Genomic DNA, 19,129 nt, shown 5'->3' with positions numbered 1-19,129 from the left:
TAACCGCCGGAATTTTCCGGCACAGCAGAAGAAGGAGCCATTTCTTCGATGTCGATGACCCGTCGTAACTTCCTTATGCGCGTCGGCCAGGCCGGCGGTTATTCCGCAACGTTTGCCACCATGCAGGCTCTCGGCATTATGCCGATGAAGGCTCAGGTGGTGAAGCCGATTGAGGCTCAGGCTGGCGTTGGCAAGGGTGTCAGCGTAGTGGTTGCGGGTGGCGGTGTCGCCGGACTGGTGACTGCGTATGAGCTTCGCAAGCTGGGCTATAAGGTTACTTTGCTGGAAGCACGCAGCCGTCCCGGTGGACGTAACTGGAGCGCGCGCAATGGCACCACCGTTGAATTTATTGATGGAACGAAGCAGCAGTGTACGTGGGAGCCGGGGCATTATCAGAACCTCGGTCCCGGCCGACTGCCTTCGGTTCACACCACCATCCTGGGCTATTGCCGCGAACTGAATGTGCCACTCGAAGTAGAAATCAACACGTCGCGCTCCAGCCTTCTGCAGAACGACGCCGTCTATGGCGGCAAGCCTGTCGTACAGCGCAAGGCTTTGAACGATGCACGTGGCCACGTGAGCGAGTTGCTTGCGAAGTCGATCAAGGGCGGTGCTCTTGATACGGATCTGACCAAGGAAGACAAGGATCGTATGTTGAGCTTCCTGCGCACTTACGGTCCGCTGGGCTTTGACGGTAAGTATCACGGTTCTGATCGCGCTGGCATTAAGCAGTATCCCGGCGCAGGCTCGCAGACCATGCAGATTGAAGAGCCGTTGGACATGCACTCGCTGCTGGATGCGAACTTCTGGTCGGGCATTTTGTATGAAGAAGCATGGGACTGGCAGGCAACGATGATGCAGCCGGTGGGCGGCATGGATCGTATTCCTTATGCCTTTGCGCGTGAGTTGGATAAGACGAAGACCATCATCTACAACGCACCTGTGACATCGTTCAAGCGCACGGGCGCGAACAAGGGTGTGGAAGTCACGTACATGCAGAACGGCAAGGAGCAGGTGATCAAGGCCGACTACATGGTGAACGCCATGCCGCTGCCGATCATCAAGAAGATGAAGAACGATCTCTCTGCGCCGTACAAGGCTGCGATTGACGGTGCGACTTATGCGAACAGCTACAAGCTGGCATGGGAATCGAACCGCTTCTGGGAGAAGGAATACAACATCTACGGTGGCCTGACCTTCCGTGCGCCTGGACCAACGACCGTGATCTGGTATCCGTCAGCGAACCTGATGGCAGACAAGGGTATCCTGTGCACGGGTTATGAGGACGAGTTGAACTGGGGATGGGAGAAGCTGACGCTGGAGGAGAAGTTTGCCACGGCGAAGAAGCAGCTTGAGAAGGTTCATCCTGGCCATAGCCAGGAGCTGACCAAGCCCATCATCTGCATGTGGCGCCACATTCCTTATAACGAAGGTTCGTGGATTCGTAGCTACGGCGGTGGCGATGCGGGTTACAACACGCTGATTCAGCCGGATGGTCCGATCTTCTTTGCGGGCGATCACACAACGCACGTTGTGGGCTGGCAGGAAGGCGCATCGCAGTCTGGCCGTCGCGCAGCAGAGATGGTGAGCGAGCGCGTTAAGTCTGCACGGATGGCTGGTCACTACGCCCCCGTGGAAGCGTAAACCGATAACATTCGGGGGAAGGCGATGAGCCTTCCCCCTTTGTCTTTTGCAACGATCACAGAAGGAGCATTTCCATGAAGTTGAAGAGCACGATTTTGGCCGGTGTACTGGCTACCGCCGCCGTTGTTTCCAGCCACGCACAGGTAACGGTGAAGCACATCCAGACAGAGAAGTCGCCCATTGCGACTGCTGTGTGGGCGGGTGACACGCTGTATGTTAGCGGTCAGCTTGCAACGCCCATCACACCTGCTGATGCAGCAAAGGGAACACCCGCAGTCTTTGGCGACACCAAGCAGCAGACCTTCGACATCCTGACGAAGATCCAGAAGATCCTGCAGGAGCAGGGCCTGGACATGAAGGATGTTGTGAAGGCAACTGTGTTTCTTGCTGCCGATCCCAAGCTTGGCAAGATCGATTTCCCCGGTCTGCAGGCAAGCTTCACGCAGTTCTTCGGGACGAAGGAGCAGCCCAACAAGCCTGCTCGTTCTGCTTTCCAGGTAGCCAATCTGGTTGCGCCGGGATACTTGCTGGAGATTGAAGTGATTGCGGTAAAAGGTAAGTAAGAAAACTAACCGTAATTGTCGGCCTTGAATATCAGGCTGGTGATATACGAAAGCAGCAGGTAAAGAGCGTAAAGTCTCCGCAAGGTAAGCAAAGAAAGTCCTTCTTTTGCTGCCTCTGCAAAGGGCTTTACGCTCTTTGTGTTTTTGGATTTTGTAGTGCAGTCGCTGCTGCATGAGTGGTGCACACAACGTGTTGACGGGAAGAAAAATAGTTAGTTTTCCTTCTCAACCATCATTTCTTCGTTGACACGTTATTGACCTCTCCGTAATATCAGTTCAACCAATCACATCCAACGTGCTTCTTCTTCTCACTTGTCCTAAGTGAGGACTTGATGCACAGCTAGCTGAACTACTTGAAGACGCACCCCTGATAAGGGTGGAACCTTCGCAGTCCCGCAGCACCTTTTGCACAATGTACCGCCCGCTTTGCTTCACCTGAAGTAACACCGAGTACCTGCAACAACGACCGCAACCCCGGATCAATCTCCGGATATTGCATCGCAGGCACGCCGAACGCAAACGCCTTCGGGGTGACGAGCTGTACCAGCAGCACCGAGTCACTAATTTCATCGTTTGTCACGCGTCGCGATGTTCGCGCCGCGAACGCATCGTTGCAACTCCAGATCTGTCCCGGCGATACCGAGCGCCGCGGGCAACGAACATCTGTACCCAATTGCCGCACCTTTGTAGGAGGTCTTATGTTGTCCAGATATAGTCGTTTCTCCCGATCATTCGCGCTTACCCCCGTAGTGCTGTTGGCTGCGGCCGTACCAGGACACGCACAGTCGTACTACGGCACATTGAAAGGCCTGGTGAAAGATCCCAGCGGAGCAGCAATTCCAAATGCTGAAATTACGCTGACAGACACCGGAACCAAGATCACACGTAAGACTGTGACGACGGGCGCGGGCGAATATGTTTTTAACGCGGTAGATCCTGGAACATTTGATCTCTCTGTTTCCGCAAACGGCTTTACAACCTACACGCAGAAAGGCGTGGTGGTTGCCACACAGCAGACCTTAGCCCTGGATGTTCCGCTCACAGTGGGCAGCTCTGGTGTAGTGGTTGAAGTCACCAGTGCGGCGCCGACCATTGATACGGCAACCGCGCAGAACGGCCAGGTATTTGATACGCAGAAGTTGGTTGATCTGCCGAACCTAGGTCGTAATCCATTTCTTCTTACCAAGCTCAACAACAATGTGACCGCAGTCGGCGATCCACGCTTCAATCGTTTTCAGGATCAGTCAGGATCATCCGCGATTTCGATCGCCGGTGGACCGGTCAACATGAACAACTACCTGATCGACGGTGTTCCGGTAACTGATTTCTCGAATCGTGCGGTGATCATTCCGTCTGTGGAATCTGTGCAGGAAATGAAGACGCAGACAAACACATACGACGCTGAAGCAGGACGCACTGGTGGCGGCGTATTCAATACTCTTCTGAAATCCGGCACCAACACATTGCATGGCAACCTGTATGGATCCACGCGACAGACGAACTGGTCAGCGAATACATGGATCAACAATCGTACAGGCGCGGCGCGGCCTAACATTGCCCAGTACAGCTACGAAGGTTCGCTCGGCGGTCCTATCTGGAAAGACAAGACATTCTTCTGGGTCACGGAAGAAGGTTATCGTCAGCGTTCACCTCTCGGCGCTAACTACTATCTTCCAACTGCCGCGGAAAAGGCCGGTGATTTCTCTGCACGCGGTACTGTCTCCAACGGTGTTTGTACCAGCGGCCTTTGTATCTATGATCCGCTGACGACGGATCCTACTACCGGTATCCGTACTGCCTTCGCAGGGAATGTTATTCCTGCGAACCGTATCAACAACGTGGGTAAGAACATTCTGACAGGATTGCCCACATGCGCTGCGGGTTGTAATCCGTCGGTTGCTTTCGGTGCAACAAACTTTCAGCCGACCGATCTTCTCGGAGATCGCGCAGATGAATTTATTGCAAAGGTTGATCACCAGGTGACTAAGTGGTGGTTGGCCAATGCGTCCTATCTTCACTATGGATCGAAGGAGCCAGGCGGTAACCCGCTGGGATCGTTTGCAGGCGGTACCACTGCATACCTGCTCTATCGTAAGGTGGATGCGTTCAATCAGAACAACGTGATTACGCTGAATCCCACGACGATTTTGACTGTGTCGTATGGACAGAATCGCTTCCCGAATAACACGCTTGATCTGACTTCTAACTATGACCAGACGCAGCTAGGATTCCCATCCAGCTATGCGAACAGCCTGCAGAAGAAGGCATTCCCTGCCATCACGATGCAGTCTGCAGCATCCTTTGGAACGAATAACTCCGGGCCTGCAGTGTTTTACTCACGCAACATCGTAGTGGCTGTTGCAAAGAGCTTGGGACGTCACTCCATCAAAGCTGGTTATAACTTCCGTACTATTTCCGTGGACTTCACCAATGTAAGTACCGGAAACGGAAGCTATACCTTCCAGAACACATTTACCTCGCAAAATCCATTGGCGGGCACACGCTCCGGTGGTGCAGACGTTGCGGACCTGTTGCTTGGTTATCCCACAAGTGGTTCGGTGCAGGTGGTAACACCGCTTGCGCTCAACGTGAAATACAACGCCGTGTATTTCCAGGACGATATCCGCTTAACGAACAAGCTCACCATCAATGCGGGTATGCGCTATGAGCTGGAGCCTGGCATTCGCGAACGCAGCAATCACTATGCCGTTGGCTTCGATCGCAACATTACCAGCCCACTGCAGACGACCGCAGGAGTTACGACGAAGGGTGCGATTGAATACGCCGGACAAGCCGGATACAGCGATCACTGCTGCAGCAATCACTCCATCAATCTCTCACCTCGTATTGGTGCAGCCTATGCGCTGGATGAGAAGACCGTGGTACGCGGTGGCTTCGGTGTCTTCTACGCGCCGCTCTTCTACTCGACCAGCGCCAGCCTTGCTCCTGGCTACGCTGCAACGTCAACCTATGTTGCATCGAACGATAGCAATCGTACACCTGCCAACTCCCTGAGCAATCCGTTTCCGGGCGGTTTGACGCAGCCTTCTGGTAACAGCCTTGGTCTCTCTCAAGGCATCGGTACCAGCCTTACGACGATTGATCAGGATCGCCGCATGCCGTTGATCCAGCAATGGTCACTGGATGTGCAGCGTGAGTTTGCGTTCGGTATGTCCGGAGAACTGGGCTACGTTGCATCGCATGGTCGCAATCTGTTGCCCAGCAATGGTGGCACCTACAACATTGATCAGATCAATCCGGGTGCAATTCCATACGGACAGGGTGCATGCCCAGCCAACACGGGCAGCAGCACATTCCTCACGGATAGCAGCACCAATCCTTATTCCGGTAAGGGTGGCACGGGTGTGATTGCGGCAGCAAAGATTGCTAACAATCAGCTCTGCCGTCCATTCGCGCAGTTCAGCGCAGTGAACATTCAGCCCAGCGTCTCGAAGTCCAACTATGAGTCGCTGATCATGAATACTCGCAAGCGGTTCTCTCACGGCTTCTCGCTTACGGCTGGATACACGTGGTCAAAGAACATGGACAGCGTGTTCGCACAGGGCAGCAACCTGAACGTGGGTGCTAACGGACCGCAGAACTTCTACAACATCAACGGCCCTGGCGGCGAGTACTCGCTGGCCATCAACGACATCCCGCACCGCTTTACCTTCGGCGGCACGGGCGAACTGCCCTTCGGCAAGGGACGTGCGTTCCTGAACAACAATCGCTGGCTCGACCTGATCGTAGGCGGATGGAGTGCGAACGCAACCTTCGTCGGTCAATCGGGTGGTCCGGTGCCGATCCAGAACAACACGAACCTCAACTCTTCCATCCTGGGAACGGCAACACAGCGTCCGAATGTTCTGTACGGGGTTCCGCTGTGCACGTCCGGATCAACGCAATCGCGCCTGACAACGTTCTTTAACCCTGCGGCATTCGCCACCACGCAGCCAGGTAACGGCCAGTTCGGCAACCTGTCCCGTACCAGCAGCGCATGCCGTGCACCGGGCTCTCGCAACGTGGATATGTCTGTGTTCAAAGACTTTCAGACGGAGCGGGTACACTTCCGCTTCCAGGCGGAAGCTCTCAACCTGACAAACACCCCGCTGTTTGCACTGAACACGAACGGTCTGAAGTACGGGAACGCATCCTTTGGCTCGGTGAACACGTCGGCCATCAACTTCCCGCGCCTCATCTCGCTTGGCGGCAGAATTTCCTTCTAGCGGCCGAAACAGGGTGTAACTGCCTCGGGGCCGTAGCATTACGCTGCGGCCCTCCTTTTTGGATTTGGTTTGAACAGGACCGCAACTTGAAGCGTTCTGAAGCATCTAGATAGAAGTGAACAGCGACCGGCTTGATCGGAGATTGCCGGGGGCTTACACTAGAGATTGAAGTTTTGAAGGAGACAACCACCATGGCAACTGCCGCTCCCACACCCGAAGTAGTCACCGGCCCGGCCCCGACGACCCAGCCCGTTGCGCTGACGCCCTCTGCCATCGCCAAGGTGAAGGAGATTATGGCCACCCAGGATCCGCTTCCGGCTGGTCTGCGCATTGGTGTGGTCGGTGGCGGATGCTCCGGCTTCCAGTACTCCATGAGCTTTGAGAACCAGCAGGGCATGATGGACAAGGTTGTCCGTTTTGAAGACCTGAAGGTTTTCGTGGACGCGACCAGCGCCATGTACCTGAACGGCTGCACCGTGGATTACGTGGAGACGCTTGAGGCTGCTGGCTTTAAGTTCGAGAACCCCCAGGTGAAGAGCACCTGCGGTTGCGGATCATCGTTCTCGGTTTAAATCCGCTGAAAAGTTATGCTGCGAACCTGCAGCACCAGTTCCAAAAAGGCCCGCGTAAGCGGGCCTTTCTGTTGGCTATGTTGAAGAAATTGTGCGCCATCCACGTTTGGTCGCAGTAGCCGTCTAAAATTGTGCAGACCATCTGATGACGGAATTTGTAGTTAAACTCGCCGACGAACGCGGTCGCGTACAGGAGCAGACGCATCCTGCCGCCAGCGCGGAAGAGTTGCGTGCCCGCTTTTTGCAGGCCGGTTATCTTGTCTATTCCGTAAAGCCGAAGAATGTCCTTGCCGGTGGATCGACACAGAAAAAGGTGAAGCTGCAACCGTTTCTGGTGTTCAACCAGCAGTTTGTGACGCTGATCAAAGCGGGCTTGCCCATTCCGGGATCGCTGGAACTGTTGGCGCGTCGGCAGCGCGATGAGAATTTCAAGGCGCAGTTGGTGGATGTTGCTGCGCGCATCAAGACGGGCGAGTCGCTTTCCGGTGCGTTCGATGCGCAGGGTGGGTTTCCGCTGATCTTTACGACCACACTGCTTGCCGGTGAACGTTCCGGCAACCTTGCCGAAGTGCTGCAGCGGTATGTGGACTTTCAGCGCGTGTCGCTGACGGTGACCAAGAAGTTGAAGAGTGCGCTGGTGTATCCGTCGCTGCTGATTGCGATGGTGCTGGGCGTGTTTGTATTTCTGATCACGTTTGTTGTGCCGCGCTTTGCGCAGCTGTATGAGCAGTTGAATGCGCCACTGCCAAAGATCACCATGATGCTGCTGGCTCTGGGAAATGGTGCGCAAGCGTATGGACTATACGTGTTGCCGGTGCTGCTTATCGCCGGGTACGCCGGTTATCGCTGGACGAAGACGGATTCGGGCGCGAACGCTGTGGACCGCTTCCGGTTGATGCTGCCTGTTATGGGCAACATCTGGTTGAAGTACCAGGTAGGGCTGTTTGCCCGCACGCTGTCCACGTTGCTGACTGGCGGTCTGCCGCTGGTGCCCTCGCTTGAAACTGCAGCCCGATCCATCTCGTCGCGGCAGGTTTCGAATGCGGTGTTTGCTTCTGTCACGCAGGTGCGTGAAGGCCAGGGCCTGAGCCGGTCGTTGGAATCAACCAATGTGTTTCCAGAGCTTGCGATTGAGATGATTGAAGTGGGCGAATCAACGGGTGCTCTGCCGGCGATGCTGAACTCCGTGGGCGGATTCTTCGAGGAAGACGTGGACACATCGATGGCGGCCCTGCTGAGTTTGATTGAACCGCTGTTGATGATCGTGATGGGCGTGGTGGTCGCAGGCATCCTGTTGTCGCTTTACCTGCCAATCCTGCAGCTGGGCGCGGGTGGAATTAACGGCAGCCCAACTGGGCAATGATCTGCCCCGCAGTGATATTCACCTAAAGATTTAGGAGTTCAAACGAACTTATGGCATCGCCTCTAGCAATCCCCATTGCGAATCCGGAACTGAACGAGACAGAGCGCGCGCAGTTGATGGCGCGGCGCTATCACTGCGAGTTCGTTGATCTGCGCGACTTCAAGATTCAGCATGAACTGGTGAAGTCGGTACCGGTGGAACTGATGTTCCGCTACAACTTCATTCCACTGGAACAGTTGCAGGATCGACTCGTTATCGCTGTCAGTGATCCTTCGCGCCTGATGGTGCTGGATGAGATTTCTGGACTGCTTGGTCAGCGGTTGCTGACGCGCGTCGCTACGCTGTCGCAGATTACCGATCTGCTGAAGAAGACGGAGCAGTCGCAGCGCGTTCTGGAAGAGGCTACGGAAGGCCTTACGTTTGACGTTCTGTCTGCGGAAGATAATCCAGACGAGAACATTTCCATTGAACGACTGACTAGTGAAGACGATATCTCACCGATCATTCGACTGGTGGATACGACGATCTTCTCCGCGCTGGAACGGCGTGCATCGGATATCCATCTTGAAACATACGACGATTCACTGCTGGTGAAGTACCGCATTGACGGCGTGTTGCAGCAAGCGATGGCGCCCATTGCGCGTGAACATCATCAGACGATTCTTTCGCGTATCAAGGTTATGAGCGAGCTCGATATCGCAGAGCGCCGTGTGCCGCAGGACGGTCGTTTCCGTGTGCGTTACAAGGGACGCCTGATCGATTTCCGTGTTTCGATTATGCCCACGGTGCATGGCGAAAATGCTGTGCTGCGTGTGCTGGATAAAGAGTCGATGAGCGAGAAGTTCAAGAAGCTCTCGCTGGATGTTGTCGGCTTTGGCGCGCATGATCTGGAGCGTTTCCGTCGTTACATCAAAGAGCCTTACGGCATGGTGCTCGTCACTGGGCCGACGGGTTCTGGTAAGACGACAACGTTGTACGCTGCGTTGAACGAGATCAAGAGTGAAGAAGACAAGATCATCACGATTGAAGATCCTGTCGAATACCAAATTCGCGGTATCACGCAGATTCCGGTGAATGAGAAGAAGGGCCTGACGTTTGCGCGTGGTCTGCGTTCGATTCTGCGTCATGACCCGGACAAGATTCTGGTGGGTGAGATTCGTGATGCTGAGACCGCGCAGATCGCTATCAACTCTGCTCTGACGGGCCATCTTGTGTTCACGACGGTTCACGCGAACAACGTTGTCGACGTGCTGGGTCGATTCCTGAACATGGGCGTTGAGCCTTACAACTTTGTCTCGGCACTGAACTGTATCTTGGCGCAGCGACTGGTGCGACAGATTTGCGATTTTTGCGCGACGCATCGCACGTACAGCGACGAAGAGCTATTGGAGAACGGTCTGAATCCTGAGGAGTGGCGCGGGTTTCAGTTCCGCGAAGGCTCCGGTTGCATTGAGTGCGGCGGCACGGGATATCGCGGACGTTCGGCGATTCATGAGTTGCTGGAACTGGACGATGAAGTGCGCGAGATGCTGCTGGAGAAGAAGCCCGGTAGCGAGATTCGTCGCAAGGCTGCGGCGAAGGGCATGCACTTCCTGCGCGATTCCGCACTGGAACGCGTGCGCGCCGGTGTGACCACGCTGCATGAGATCAATAAGGTGACGTTCATCGAAAGCGGCCGCTAGGCCGCGCATCGTTTGACCAATTCGTACTATGCTGGTGCCGCTTCGCTGCGTGATGTTTCTGCGCAGCGTACGAGGGCGAACGATGCGGCTTGGGTTGCGAATTCTTGTTTCTCTTCTAACGGTTGGAGTTGTAGTTGCGCAGGCGCAGCAACGGCCAAAGATCATGGGCATTGCGCATGTGGCGTATGCCTCGCATGACATCGAGGCTTCGCGGGCGTTTTATCGCGACTGGCTTGGGCTTGAAGAGGTGAATACGTGGATGAACGAAGGCAAGCTCGCGTTCACATTCTTCAAGATCAATGATCGCCAGTTTGTGGAACTGACTCCTGAAAAGGAAGCCGGCACCGATCGCTTTGGCGATGTTTCGTTTGAGACGAATGATGCGGAAGCGATGCGTCGTTATCTTGCGGCGAAGGGTGTGGCAGTGCCCAAGGAAGTGACGCAGGGACGCATTGGCAACGTGGCGTTCAAGATCACTGATCCTGCGGGGCATCAGGTGGAGTTTGTGCAGTACATGCCGCAGGGCAAGACGGTGCAGGACTTCGGCAAGCATCTTGGGCCGGATCGTATTTCGACGCATATGACGCATACCGGACTTATCGTGACGGACCTTGAACCTGAATATCGCTTTTATACGCAGGTGCTCGGGTTTACGGAGACGTGGCGTGGATCGTCGGACGGCAAGGTGCTTTCATGGATCAACCTGAAGATGCCGGACAGCACGGATTATGTGGAATTCATGCTGTACAAGGAAGCGCCTGAACCTACAAAGCGCGGAGGTGCGCATCACATCTGCCTGGTGGTGCCAAGTGTGCCCGAGGCGGTGGCGAAGCTGAAGACGAGGCCCTATACGGCGACGTACAAGCATCCGCTGGAAGATGATCACGTGGGTAAGAATCGCAAGCGGCAGTCGAACCTGTTTGATCCTGATGGGACGCGGACGGAACTGATGGAGCCGACGACGATTGACGGGACAGTCACGCCGCCTTCGACGGCACCCTGGCCGCCCAAGTGATTGAAATCTCCCATCATGGGACTGCTTAGGTTGTGTCCGTGCTATCGGACGGCGGCAAATCCCGTCTCAAGCATGTAGTCTGGATTAGCTCCGAAGTATGCCTTCTGTCCTTCCGAAATCGACGATGCAGGTGCGTCCGCGCATAGCCGTAGAGGTGCGCCCTGAGGGCGTGTACGCGGCTTCATCGCCGGATACAGCCGGAATGCTGGCGCAGGTGGCTTCGTCCACGCTGCCAGTGGGTGCTGTGGTGCCCTCACTGAGGGTGGGTAATGTGGTGGACCGCATTGCCGTGATTGCCGCGTTACGCAGAGTGTTGAATGCCGTGCAGGTGGGCAAGGGGCGTGATGTAACGGTGATTGTGCCGGATACTGCCGTGCGCGTCCTGCTGCTGGATTTCGACGAGTTGCCTTCGAAGGCAGAGGAGGCGCTGGCAGTGATGCGCTTCCGTCTGGCCAAGCTGCTTCCGTTCAATCCAGAGCTGGCACAGGTGAGCTGGCAGGTGATGAGCCGCCATTCGATGGTGCTGCAGGTTCTGGTGGTGGCGATTCCGAACGAGGTGCTGGCGGAATATGAGTCAGTGGTGCGCGAGGCGGGGTTTGAGCCGGGCGCAGTGCTGCCCAGTACCTTGGCTGTTTCGGCGGCGATTGACGACGCTGCGCAGACCGCGTCGCTGTTGGTGAATGGCAGCGAGTACGCCGTGACGACAGCGATTATGCGTCGCGGAGAACTACTGCTGCACCGCACGCTGGAGTTGAAGACAGACGCCATGGCCGAAGCTGCGGCAATTGTGGCGCAGGAGCCGGCGAATGCAGCGATTGATGCGGAACTGATGCAGACGCAGGGTGGCGAGGCCAGTGAAGTGGCCGTGGCAGAGATTGTGCAGGCAAGTGTGCTGGCAAATACCGACGATCCGTCGCGTGTGGAGTTGGAATTGCTGCAAGCAGTGAGTGTGGCGGCGGCTTATTTTGAAGATTCGTTGAATGTTGCGCCAGAGACTGTGTTGACGGCTGGAACGCTATCGCCTGCGGCGCTGGAAGCGATGTTGGCTGAGACCGGTTTGCGCGCGGTAGAGGTGCTGACGTCGGCAGATTTGCTGTCAGCTACGCCGGTTGCACACGGACTGCTGGCGGGGCTACGAGGAGCGTTGAAAGGCTAACGTGCGCGTCTCGATTAATCTCGCAACCCGGCCTTATGTAGAGCTGGATCGGCTGCTGAAGCAGCTTCGCATTGCCATTGCTGCGCTGGCCGTACTGGCGCTTGCTTTGGGCGTTTGGCTGTATTTTCAGTCGGCAAAGGCGCGGCAGCAGCAGAAAGAATTGAATGCGCTGCGGACGCAGGAGCAGAAGCTGTTGGTCGAGCGCAACACGAATGAGGCTCGTCTCCGGCAGCCGGGGAATGCCTCCACGCTGAGTCGCAATCAGTTTCTGAATACGCTATTTCAGCGCAAGAGTTTCTCGTGGACTGCGGTGTTGATGGATCTGGAGGACGTGCTGCCGGAAGGCGTGCAGGTGTCTTCCATTGAGCCGGTCCTGACGTCGTCGGGTGAGGTCACGATCCGCATGCGTGTCCTGGGTCAGCGTGAGAACACGGTGCAACTGGTGCGCAACCTGGAGAAGTCGCATCGCTTTATCGCACCGCGTCTGGCAGGTGAAGCACAGCAGACCGCACAACGGAATGCGTCGACGATGGGCGCAAATGGATTGCCGCAGCCTGCTGCGGTTGTGACCGGAGTGAATGGCCTGCCTGCAATCTCCGGTGTGGAGTTTGAGATTGTGTCCGGCTATAACCCGCTGCAGCCGCGCGTTCGTGAAAAGAGCGCAGAGAAGTCTGAAGATAAGGGTGACGAGACGGCAGAAGTGAAGACCAAGCCGGAGGTGAAGAAGCCATGAGGCTACCTTCGGGAATTACCGTGCCGGGCGTGAACCTGAATGATGTGCAGCGTGAACGCATGCGCAAGATTGCTACGCCGGTGAATGCGCATCTTGTCGTGGCTGGTGTTCTGATGCTGCTCTGCCTTTATCTGGGCGTGCGGCTGTACATGGTCAGCGGCAATACCGGAACACAGGGCGATCAAGCCATCGTGGTGGAGCAATCGCGTGTCGCCGCGGCGAATCTTGCTGCAGAAAAACTGCGCGGTGTGGATTCGAAGCTGCAGGCATCGGACACCGAGGCTCAGAAGTTTTATACGGATCGTCTGCCGTATGCGTACTCCGATGTGGCTGCGGCGATTGGCACGCTGGCTAAGGATTCGAACGTTCGCTGGAGCCGCGCGTCGTACGTGCAGACCGCGCCTACCAATGGCGTAACGGAACTGCGTATCGATGGCGCGGTGACTGGGGATTATGTTTCTGTGGCGCACTTCATCAACGCCATGGAGCGCAGCAAGAGCTTCTTCCTGATTGAGAACCTGGCGCTCACGGGAGCGCAGGGTGGTTTGGTGAACTTGCAGCTTCGTATTGGAACGTATATCCGCGAACCCATGCCCGCGTATGCCACGGCGCAGACCGCCGCAGGAGCGCAGCCATGAGCGCCATGAAGGTGGGTACCGAGGATAAGAAGAAGCTGATTGCCGCAGGGATTTTCGGGGTGTTTGCCCTGGGATACCTGGGATACACCTTCATCGGTGGCAGCAGCAGCGATGCGCCCTCGGCGCCACCTCCGACTGTGGTGCAGACGGCTCCTCCTGTATCGACAAATGCTGTAAGTCCTGCTGCGCAAGCTACGGCACGCGTTACACCGTCCAAGCTGGATCCCACGCTGCATCCCGAGGGAATGTTGCTGACGGAATCACTGGTCTATGGCGGAAAGGGACGCAATATCTTCGCGCCTCCGGGAACACCGTCTGCTGAAACGAAGATGGCGTCGATTCCGAAGCCGATTGCCACGCCGCGCTTTGTTCCGCAGGCTCCGGTCAATACCGGCCCGCCTCCTCCGCCGCCCATCAACCTGCGGTATTTTGGCAATGCGACGCGGAAGGATGGCGTGCGACAGGCCTTCCTGCTGCAGGGTGAGGATGTCTTCATCGCGGGCAAGGGCGACATCGTCAGCCGCCGATACAAGATTGGCGAAGTGACCGCTCACGATATTGAGGTGACGGACCTGACCAACAACAACACGCAGCACCTTCCATTGATCATGCAATGACCACGCTGAAGCCAGTCCGTAAGCACTCGGAAGGGGAGGAAGGGTATCTCCTGTTGGGGCTGGTGGTGGTGTGTTTTCTACTGCTGCTGGTGTTGGGTGTGGCTGCGCCGCGTGTCGCCAAGGAGCTGGAGCGCGACCGCGAGGTGGAATCGGAACACCGCGCCCAGGAATACGTACGGGCTATTCAACTCTTCTACAAGAAGAACAGCCGCTACCCCACTTCCATGGACGAGCTCCTGGGCAAGGGGCCGGGCGGTGGCATGAGCCTGGGTGGCACATCCACAAACGCGCATTATTTGCGGCAGGAATACAAAGACCCCATTACCGGTGGGGAGTATCGCCTGATTCATTTCGGCGAGGCTAAAACCGAGGTCAAAGGCTTCTTTGGCGAGCCGCTGCAGGGAATGCCTGCGGGCAATCTGGGTAGCGCTGCCGGTATGGTCTCAAACCTGGGCGGAAATTCTGGAACTGGAACAACGCCGGGTAGCCCCACGGCAACAGGCGGGCTGGGAACATCGACTTCGCCGACCGGCACGACTGGTACTACGGGAAGCACGACGGGCAGCACCGGTACGTCAACGGGATCGACGACGGGGACCGGAACTGGTTCGCAGACGGATGTCACTTCCACGCTTGGCGGCAACAATGCTTCCTCCTTTCAGGGCAGCAAGGGAGCCATCGTCGGTGTGGGCAGCAATGGCAAGGGCCATGGCCTGGTTGAGTGGAACGGCTCGGAGAATATCGAGGATTGGGAGTTTCTCTACGATCCTCGTGTGGAGCAGCTGAAGGCCCGAGTGAGTATCTTTGGTGGGACACCGGCCGCGAACGGGAATGGATCGTTTGGCAGCTTCGGAAATGGAGTTGGGACCACTCCGGGAACGACAACTCCGGGTAGCTCACCCGGGACCGATCCCAACTCGTCGAGCGGAACGCCGTCTACTTCGACTCCGACGACCGGAACCTCCGGCACCACACCCCAGTAAACCCCTTAGACATCGAACAAATTTGAAAGTCGGCAGCGATGCCGGCTTTTCTGCCTTCTGGACCTGTGTTCGTACCGATTTCACCCTGATTTTGGGGTTGAGGAGGGAAAATGCGACCAAAAGGTGATTTGCTACATCATATACATTGACAGCAAGTCACTCACATGTGATTCTGAACGTGCCTGAGCTAGACGGCGTCATATAAGTTTGAGCAGGAAAATTGCGGCCAACACCTGACGGTAAGGCCGCCGGAGGAGCAAGAGACCCATGGGTAAGATCATTGGAATTGACCTTGGAACCACTAACAGCTGCGTTGCCGTGATGGAAGGCGGCGAGCCGAAGGTGATTCCGAATGAAGAAGGCGGTCGCACCACGCCGTCTATCGTTGCGTTCACGAAGAGTGGCGAACGCCTCGTTGGTCAGGTGGCAAAGCGCCAGGCCATCACCAACCCCGAGAACACCATTTACTCCATCAAGCGCTTCATGGGCCGTCGCCCGAATGAAGTGAATGAAGAGATGAAGATGGTTCCCTACAAGGTAGTCGCAAAGGGCGACAACGTTGTGGTGGATGCGCAGGGCAAGGAATATACCGCGCCGGAAATCAGCGCGATGATTCTGCAGAAGCTGAAGAAGGCTGCTGAAGATTACTTGGGACAGAGCGTGACGGAAGCCGTCATCACTGTTCCCGCGTACTTCAACGACGCACAGCGTCAGGCCACCAAGGACGCAGGCAAGATTGCCGGCCTGGATGTGAAGCGTATCGTCAACGAGCCGACTGCGGCTGCGCTGGCGTATGGCCTGGACAAGAAGAAGGACGAGACCATCGTTGTATATGACTTCGGTGGCGGTACGTTCGACGTATCAGTGCTTGAAGTTGGCGAAGGCGTCATTGAAGTGAAGGCCACCAACGGCGACACGCATCTTGGTGGTGACAACCTCGATCAGCGTCTTGTGGATTGGCTGATTGATGAGTTCCGCAAGAAGGAAGGCCTGGACCTTCGTGGCAAGGGCAACGAAATGGCCCTGCAGCGCCTGAAGGACGCGGCCGAGCGCGCGAAGATTGAGCTCTCCACAACCATGGAGACGGAGATCAACCTGCCGTTCATCACGGCAGACGCGACCGGACCGAAGCATCTCGTGGAGAAACTGACACGAGCGAAGTTCGAAAGCCTGGTTGAGGACCTTCTGCAGAAGTCGGTTGGCCCCTGCAAGCAGGCGATGGCTGATGCTGGCATCGATGCAAGCAAGGTGGATGAGGTGGTTCTCGTCGGTGGACAGACGCGTATGCCCCGCATTCAGCAGCTTGTGAAGGATCTGTTTGGTAAGGAACCGCACAAGGGCGTGAACCCGGATGAAGTCGTAGCGATTGGTGCTGCGATTCAGGGTGGCGTTCTGGGCGGCGAAGTGAAGGACCTGCTGCTGCTGGACGTGACGCCGCTGACCCTGGCCATCGAGACGATGGGTTCGGTTGCGACGCCGATGATCCCGCGCAACACGACCATCCCGACGAAGAAGAGCGAGACCTTCTCGACGGCTGCGGATAACCAGACGGAAGTGGAAGTTCACGTTCTGCAGGGCGAGCGTCCGCTGGCGAACCAGAACCGTACGCTGGGCAAGTTCAAGCTGTCGGGTATTCCTCCCGCACCGCGTGGCGTGCCGCAGATTGAGGTGACGTTCGACATCGACGCGAACGGCATCCTGAACGTGACGGCGAAGGACCACGCTACGGGCAAGGACCAGAAGATCACCATCACTTCCAGCTCGGGTTTGAGCAAGGAAGAGGTGGAGCGTATGGCCAAGGAAGCCGAAGCACATGCCAGCGAGGACAAGGAGAAGCGCGACGAAATCGAAGCGCGGAACCAGCTCGACAGCATGGTCTACAACGTGGAGAAGACCTTCCGCGAGAACGGCGACAAGATCAGCGGCGCAGAGCGTGGCGATGTGGAAACTGCACTTGCCGACGCGAAGAGCACGCTGGCGGGAACGCCTTCTGCGGCTGAGTTGAAGGCTGCGAACGAGAAGCTGACCGCGGCCAGCCACAAGCTTGCTGAAGCCATGTACAAGGCTGGTGAGGCTCCCACCGACGGCGCTGCTGCCGCTGCGGGAACCACCTCCGAAGCGCCCAAGCACGAAGAGGGCGTGATCGATGCCGAGTACGTGGATGTCGACAACAAATAAGGCACTTCGTGCTGTTCTCGACGCGTTTTGCGCGTGAATGCAGAGAATGGCAAACAGGCTGGAAGCCGGGGAGATTCGTCTCCCTGGCCTCCTCCGAAAATTTCTACAGATTTCAGTAGAAATAGGAACAAAGACACGAGTCGAAACGTAGTTTCGTGTGTCTAAATAAATGTGAGTCGCGCTGCTGCAATCAGCGTGGTTCCGGCAGAAGATGGGGTGCTGCAATCACCGTATCGGAAGCCAAGTGACGAACACCGCCGCGCACAGCACGGCGATGCGAATCGAAACACGAAGAGGGCGCTCGAAAGCCAATCAGCGCATCGAGCGCCCTCCGTGTATATAAGCGCAGACTATCCCGGGAAAGGGGAGAAGGCCATGAATACAGTGATCTGGAAGTGCGAGCAGTACGTCGCAGGCAAGCTCCACGAGAAGACCATTTTTGAGAACGAAGAGCAGGCAAGGGACTTTGCTCGCAAGCTCTATGATGTTCGCCCGGATACGATCCTGCGCATTGAACCAATGCCGATCCAGCATGTGTGGAACTAAGTAAGACCAAGTCTAGGAGCTAGGATGCCGGTGGCTCAAGCCATCGGCATCCTTTTTTGCGAAAACCCATCCGCTGCTAGCATCGGTTGTGTTCGCATGATGGGACTGGACCGTCGTCTGCCTGTTCTGCATCCATGACACTGGAGAGCGTGACCTATGCCAGAAGGCAATGAGATACATCGCTGGGCTGCTCGGCATAATGCGGCCTTTGCTGGGCGCAAGGTAAATGTGTTGCCGGGGCCGAATCATCGCTTCAGGGATGCTCACCTGGTGGACGGCAAGAAGATGGTGCAGGTGCATGCGGTGGGCAAGCATCTGGGCTATGAGTTTGCCAACGGGCTTTATCTGCACATCCATCTTGGTCGCTTTGGTGATTTCACAGAAGGCCTTGGTCCTTTGGTAGAGCCGAAGGGAACACTGCGTGCGGTGATGCAGCGTGCTGGTTCGGGCAAGGTGTCGCGTAGTGTGAAGGGCAATGCACATGCGCTCACAGGGCCGTATAACGGGCCGCCGTCTAAGGATGATGGAACGCAGCCGTTTCCTGCGGAAGATGTCGACTGGTGGGAGTTGCGTGGACCTACAGATTGTTCCATCTACGACTCTGATAAGTGGCAGGCGTTGCTCAATCGACTGGGTCCTGATCCGTTGGCGCATGAGCCCGGTGGGCATGATGAGCCGTCACGCGCTATCGATGCGATCCTCGCCAAGAAGACGAGCATTGCCGAGCTTCTGATGGATCAGGAGATGATCTCCGGCATTGGAAATATCTATCGCGCGGAACTGCTCTTTCGGCATCGTGTGAACCCGTTCACGCCGGGTGATGCGATGGATACGAAGACGCTGAAGGCCATCTGGAAAGATGCCGCTGTCCTGATGAAGGCGGGCATGGTGGATCGGCGTATCGTGTGTACGAAGAAGAGCGATCGGCCATCGAAGCAGGAGCCTGCGCTGCGTGGCGAGGAGCATTACGTTTATCGTCGGCACGGTAAGCCATGTTTTGTGTGTGGCGAGACCATTCTGCGTAAGGACGTGGCAGGTCGTACGCTGTATTGGTGTCCGAAGGATCAGCACACCACGAAAGAGCAGACAGCATCGGCTCTGAAGCCGGGAGTAAGCCTGCGTTCGCAACGTGTGAAATGATTTTTTGTTGCTGTATAAGACACGGCAACGCCGCTGAGTGACTTTCACTCATCTAATCTGGTAGCAAGAAGAC

At 56.4% G+C, this 19,129-nt stretch carries 16 protein-coding genes; 15 read left to right on the top strand and 1 reads right to left on the bottom strand.

The window, feature by feature from the left end:
- Window positions 1–48 precede the first annotated feature (48 nt).
- Window positions 49–1,644 carry a flavin monoamine oxidase family protein gene (locus tag BLT38_RS13415; RefSeq protein WP_083345638.1) on the top strand — a complete coding sequence of 532 codons (1,596 nt, stop codon included), beginning with the start codon at window positions 49–51 and terminating at the stop codon, window positions 1,642–1,644.
- 74 nt (window positions 1,645–1,718) lie between these two features.
- A complete protein-coding gene (locus BLT38_RS13410) occupies window positions 1,719–2,207 on the top strand; it encodes a Rid family hydrolase (protein ID WP_047489748.1) in 489 nt (162 codons plus the stop codon).
- A gap of 349 nt (window positions 2,208–2,556) precedes the next feature.
- Here the strand turns inward: BLT38_RS13410 and BLT38_RS20540 are convergent, their stop codons facing one another.
- Window positions 2,557–2,787, bottom strand: a complete 231-nt coding sequence (locus BLT38_RS20540) for a hypothetical protein (RefSeq protein ID WP_156785126.1) — start codon at window positions 2,785–2,787, stop codon at window positions 2,557–2,559.
- Between the two features lie 118 nt (window positions 2,788–2,905).
- On the opposite strand from BLT38_RS20540, the gene BLT38_RS13405 reads away from it, so the two are divergent.
- The 13 genes from BLT38_RS13405 (at window position 2,906) to BLT38_RS13350 (ending at window position 19,056) form a co-directional block, all read left to right on the top strand.
- Window positions 2,906–6,433 carry a TonB-dependent receptor gene (locus BLT38_RS13405; RefSeq protein WP_083345637.1) on the top strand — a complete coding sequence of 1,176 codons (3,528 nt, stop codon included), beginning with the start codon at window positions 2,906–2,908 and terminating at the stop codon, window positions 6,431–6,433.
- A 191-nt stretch (window positions 6,434–6,624) separates the two neighbouring features.
- Window positions 6,625–7,005, top strand: a complete 381-nt coding sequence (locus BLT38_RS13400) for a HesB/IscA family protein (protein WP_047489742.1) — start codon at window positions 6,625–6,627, stop codon at window positions 7,003–7,005.
- Between the two features lie 145 nt (window positions 7,006–7,150).
- On the top strand, window positions 7,151–8,368 hold the full coding sequence (locus tag BLT38_RS13395; protein WP_083345636.1) for a type II secretion system F family protein: 1,218 nt from the start codon (window positions 7,151–7,153) through the stop codon (window positions 8,366–8,368).
- A gap of 50 nt (window positions 8,369–8,418) precedes the next feature.
- The gene (locus tag BLT38_RS13390; protein ID WP_083345635.1) at window positions 8,419–10,050 is read left to right on the top strand and encodes a GspE/PulE family protein; all 1,632 of its coding nucleotides are present in this window, start codon (window positions 8,419–8,421) and stop codon (window positions 10,048–10,050) included.
- Window positions 10,051–10,132: 82 nt separating this feature from the next.
- Complete coding sequence (locus tag BLT38_RS13385; RefSeq protein ID WP_172838275.1) at window positions 10,133–11,065, top strand: VOC family protein; 933 nt, start codon at window positions 10,133–10,135, stop codon at window positions 11,063–11,065.
- A 97-nt stretch (window positions 11,066–11,162) separates the two neighbouring features.
- Window positions 11,163–12,221 carry a hypothetical protein gene (locus BLT38_RS13380; protein ID WP_083345633.1) on the top strand — a complete coding sequence of 353 codons (1,059 nt, stop codon included), beginning with the start codon at window positions 11,163–11,165 and terminating at the stop codon, window positions 12,219–12,221.
- A gap of 1 nt (window position 12,222) precedes the next feature.
- Window positions 12,223–12,954, top strand: a complete 732-nt coding sequence (locus BLT38_RS13375; RefSeq protein ID WP_083345632.1) for a fimbrial assembly protein — start codon at window positions 12,223–12,225, stop codon at window positions 12,952–12,954.
- Window positions 12,951–13,592, top strand: coding sequence for a hypothetical protein (locus BLT38_RS13370; protein WP_083345631.1), 642 nt, complete (start codon window positions 12,951–12,953; stop codon window positions 13,590–13,592). The genes BLT38_RS13375 and BLT38_RS13370 overlap by 4 nt, the downstream gene beginning before the upstream one ends.
- Window positions 13,589–14,209 (top strand): hypothetical protein, encoded by a 621-nt coding sequence (locus tag BLT38_RS13365; protein WP_083345630.1) that lies wholly within the window; start codon window positions 13,589–13,591, stop codon window positions 14,207–14,209. Before BLT38_RS13370 ends, BLT38_RS13365 begins: the two co-directional genes overlap by 4 nt.
- Window positions 14,206–15,192, top strand: a complete 987-nt coding sequence (locus tag BLT38_RS13360) for a hypothetical protein (RefSeq protein ID WP_083345629.1) — start codon at window positions 14,206–14,208, stop codon at window positions 15,190–15,192. Before BLT38_RS13365 ends, BLT38_RS13360 begins: the two co-directional genes overlap by 4 nt.
- A 267-nt stretch (window positions 15,193–15,459) precedes the next feature.
- Window positions 15,460–17,370: a molecular chaperone DnaK gene (gene dnaK, locus BLT38_RS13355; RefSeq protein WP_083345628.1), complete on the top strand. Its 1,911-nt coding sequence runs from the start codon at window positions 15,460–15,462 to the stop codon at window positions 17,368–17,370.
- Window positions 17,371–17,745: 375 nt separating this feature from the next.
- Window positions 17,746–17,916: a hypothetical protein gene (locus BLT38_RS20705; protein WP_172838274.1), complete on the top strand. Its 171-nt coding sequence runs from the start codon at window positions 17,746–17,748 to the stop codon at window positions 17,914–17,916.
- A 156-nt stretch (window positions 17,917–18,072) separates the two neighbouring features.
- Window positions 18,073–19,056 carry an Fpg/Nei family DNA glycosylase gene (locus BLT38_RS13350; protein ID WP_083345627.1) on the top strand — a complete coding sequence of 328 codons (984 nt, stop codon included), beginning with the start codon at window positions 18,073–18,075 and terminating at the stop codon, window positions 19,054–19,056.
- The last annotated feature ends 73 nt before the right edge of the window (window positions 19,057–19,129 follow it).

It is taken from the genome of Terriglobus roseus (assembly GCF_900102185.1).
In the GTDB taxonomy this organism is placed as follows: domain Bacteria; phylum Acidobacteriota; class Terriglobia; order Terriglobales; family Acidobacteriaceae; genus Terriglobus; species Terriglobus roseus_A.
The sequence above is the reverse complement of the archived record's forward strand: the minus strand, read 5'-3'. Positions and strand labels throughout refer to the sequence as shown.

What these genes read in the sequence shown, in the direction of transcription:
- BLT38_RS13415 (WP_083345638.1), top strand. Translation starts at nt 49, where the DNA reads ATGTCGATGACCCGTCGTAACTTCCTTATGCGCGTCGGCCAGGCCGGC.
- BLT38_RS13410 (WP_047489748.1), top strand. Translation starts at nt 1,719, where the DNA reads ATGAAGTTGAAGAGCACGATTTTGGCCGGTGTACTGGCTACCGCCGCC.
- BLT38_RS13405 (WP_083345637.1), top strand. Translation starts at nt 2,906, where the DNA reads ATGTTGTCCAGATATAGTCGTTTCTCCCGATCATTCGCGCTTACCCCC.
- BLT38_RS13400 (WP_047489742.1), top strand. Translation starts at nt 6,625, where the DNA reads ATGGCAACTGCCGCTCCCACACCCGAAGTAGTCACCGGCCCGGCCCCG.
- BLT38_RS13395 (WP_083345636.1), top strand. Translation starts at nt 7,151, where the DNA reads ATGACGGAATTTGTAGTTAAACTCGCCGACGAACGCGGTCGCGTACAG.
- BLT38_RS13390 (WP_083345635.1), top strand. Translation starts at nt 8,419, where the DNA reads ATGGCATCGCCTCTAGCAATCCCCATTGCGAATCCGGAACTGAACGAG.
- BLT38_RS13385 (WP_172838275.1), top strand. Translation starts at nt 10,133, where the DNA reads ATGCGGCTTGGGTTGCGAATTCTTGTTTCTCTTCTAACGGTTGGAGTT.
- BLT38_RS13380 (WP_083345633.1), top strand. Translation starts at nt 11,163, where the DNA reads ATGCCTTCTGTCCTTCCGAAATCGACGATGCAGGTGCGTCCGCGCATA.
- BLT38_RS13370 (WP_083345631.1), top strand. Translation starts at nt 12,951, where the DNA reads ATGAGGCTACCTTCGGGAATTACCGTGCCGGGCGTGAACCTGAATGAT.
- BLT38_RS13365 (WP_083345630.1), top strand. Translation starts at nt 13,589, where the DNA reads ATGAGCGCCATGAAGGTGGGTACCGAGGATAAGAAGAAGCTGATTGCC.
- BLT38_RS13360 (WP_083345629.1), top strand. Translation starts at nt 14,206, where the DNA reads ATGACCACGCTGAAGCCAGTCCGTAAGCACTCGGAAGGGGAGGAAGGG.
- dnaK (WP_083345628.1), top strand. Translation starts at nt 15,460, where the DNA reads ATGGGTAAGATCATTGGAATTGACCTTGGAACCACTAACAGCTGCGTT.
- BLT38_RS20705 (WP_172838274.1), top strand. Translation starts at nt 17,746, where the DNA reads ATGAATACAGTGATCTGGAAGTGCGAGCAGTACGTCGCAGGCAAGCTC.
- BLT38_RS13350 (WP_083345627.1), top strand. Translation starts at nt 18,073, where the DNA reads ATGCCAGAAGGCAATGAGATACATCGCTGGGCTGCTCGGCATAATGCG.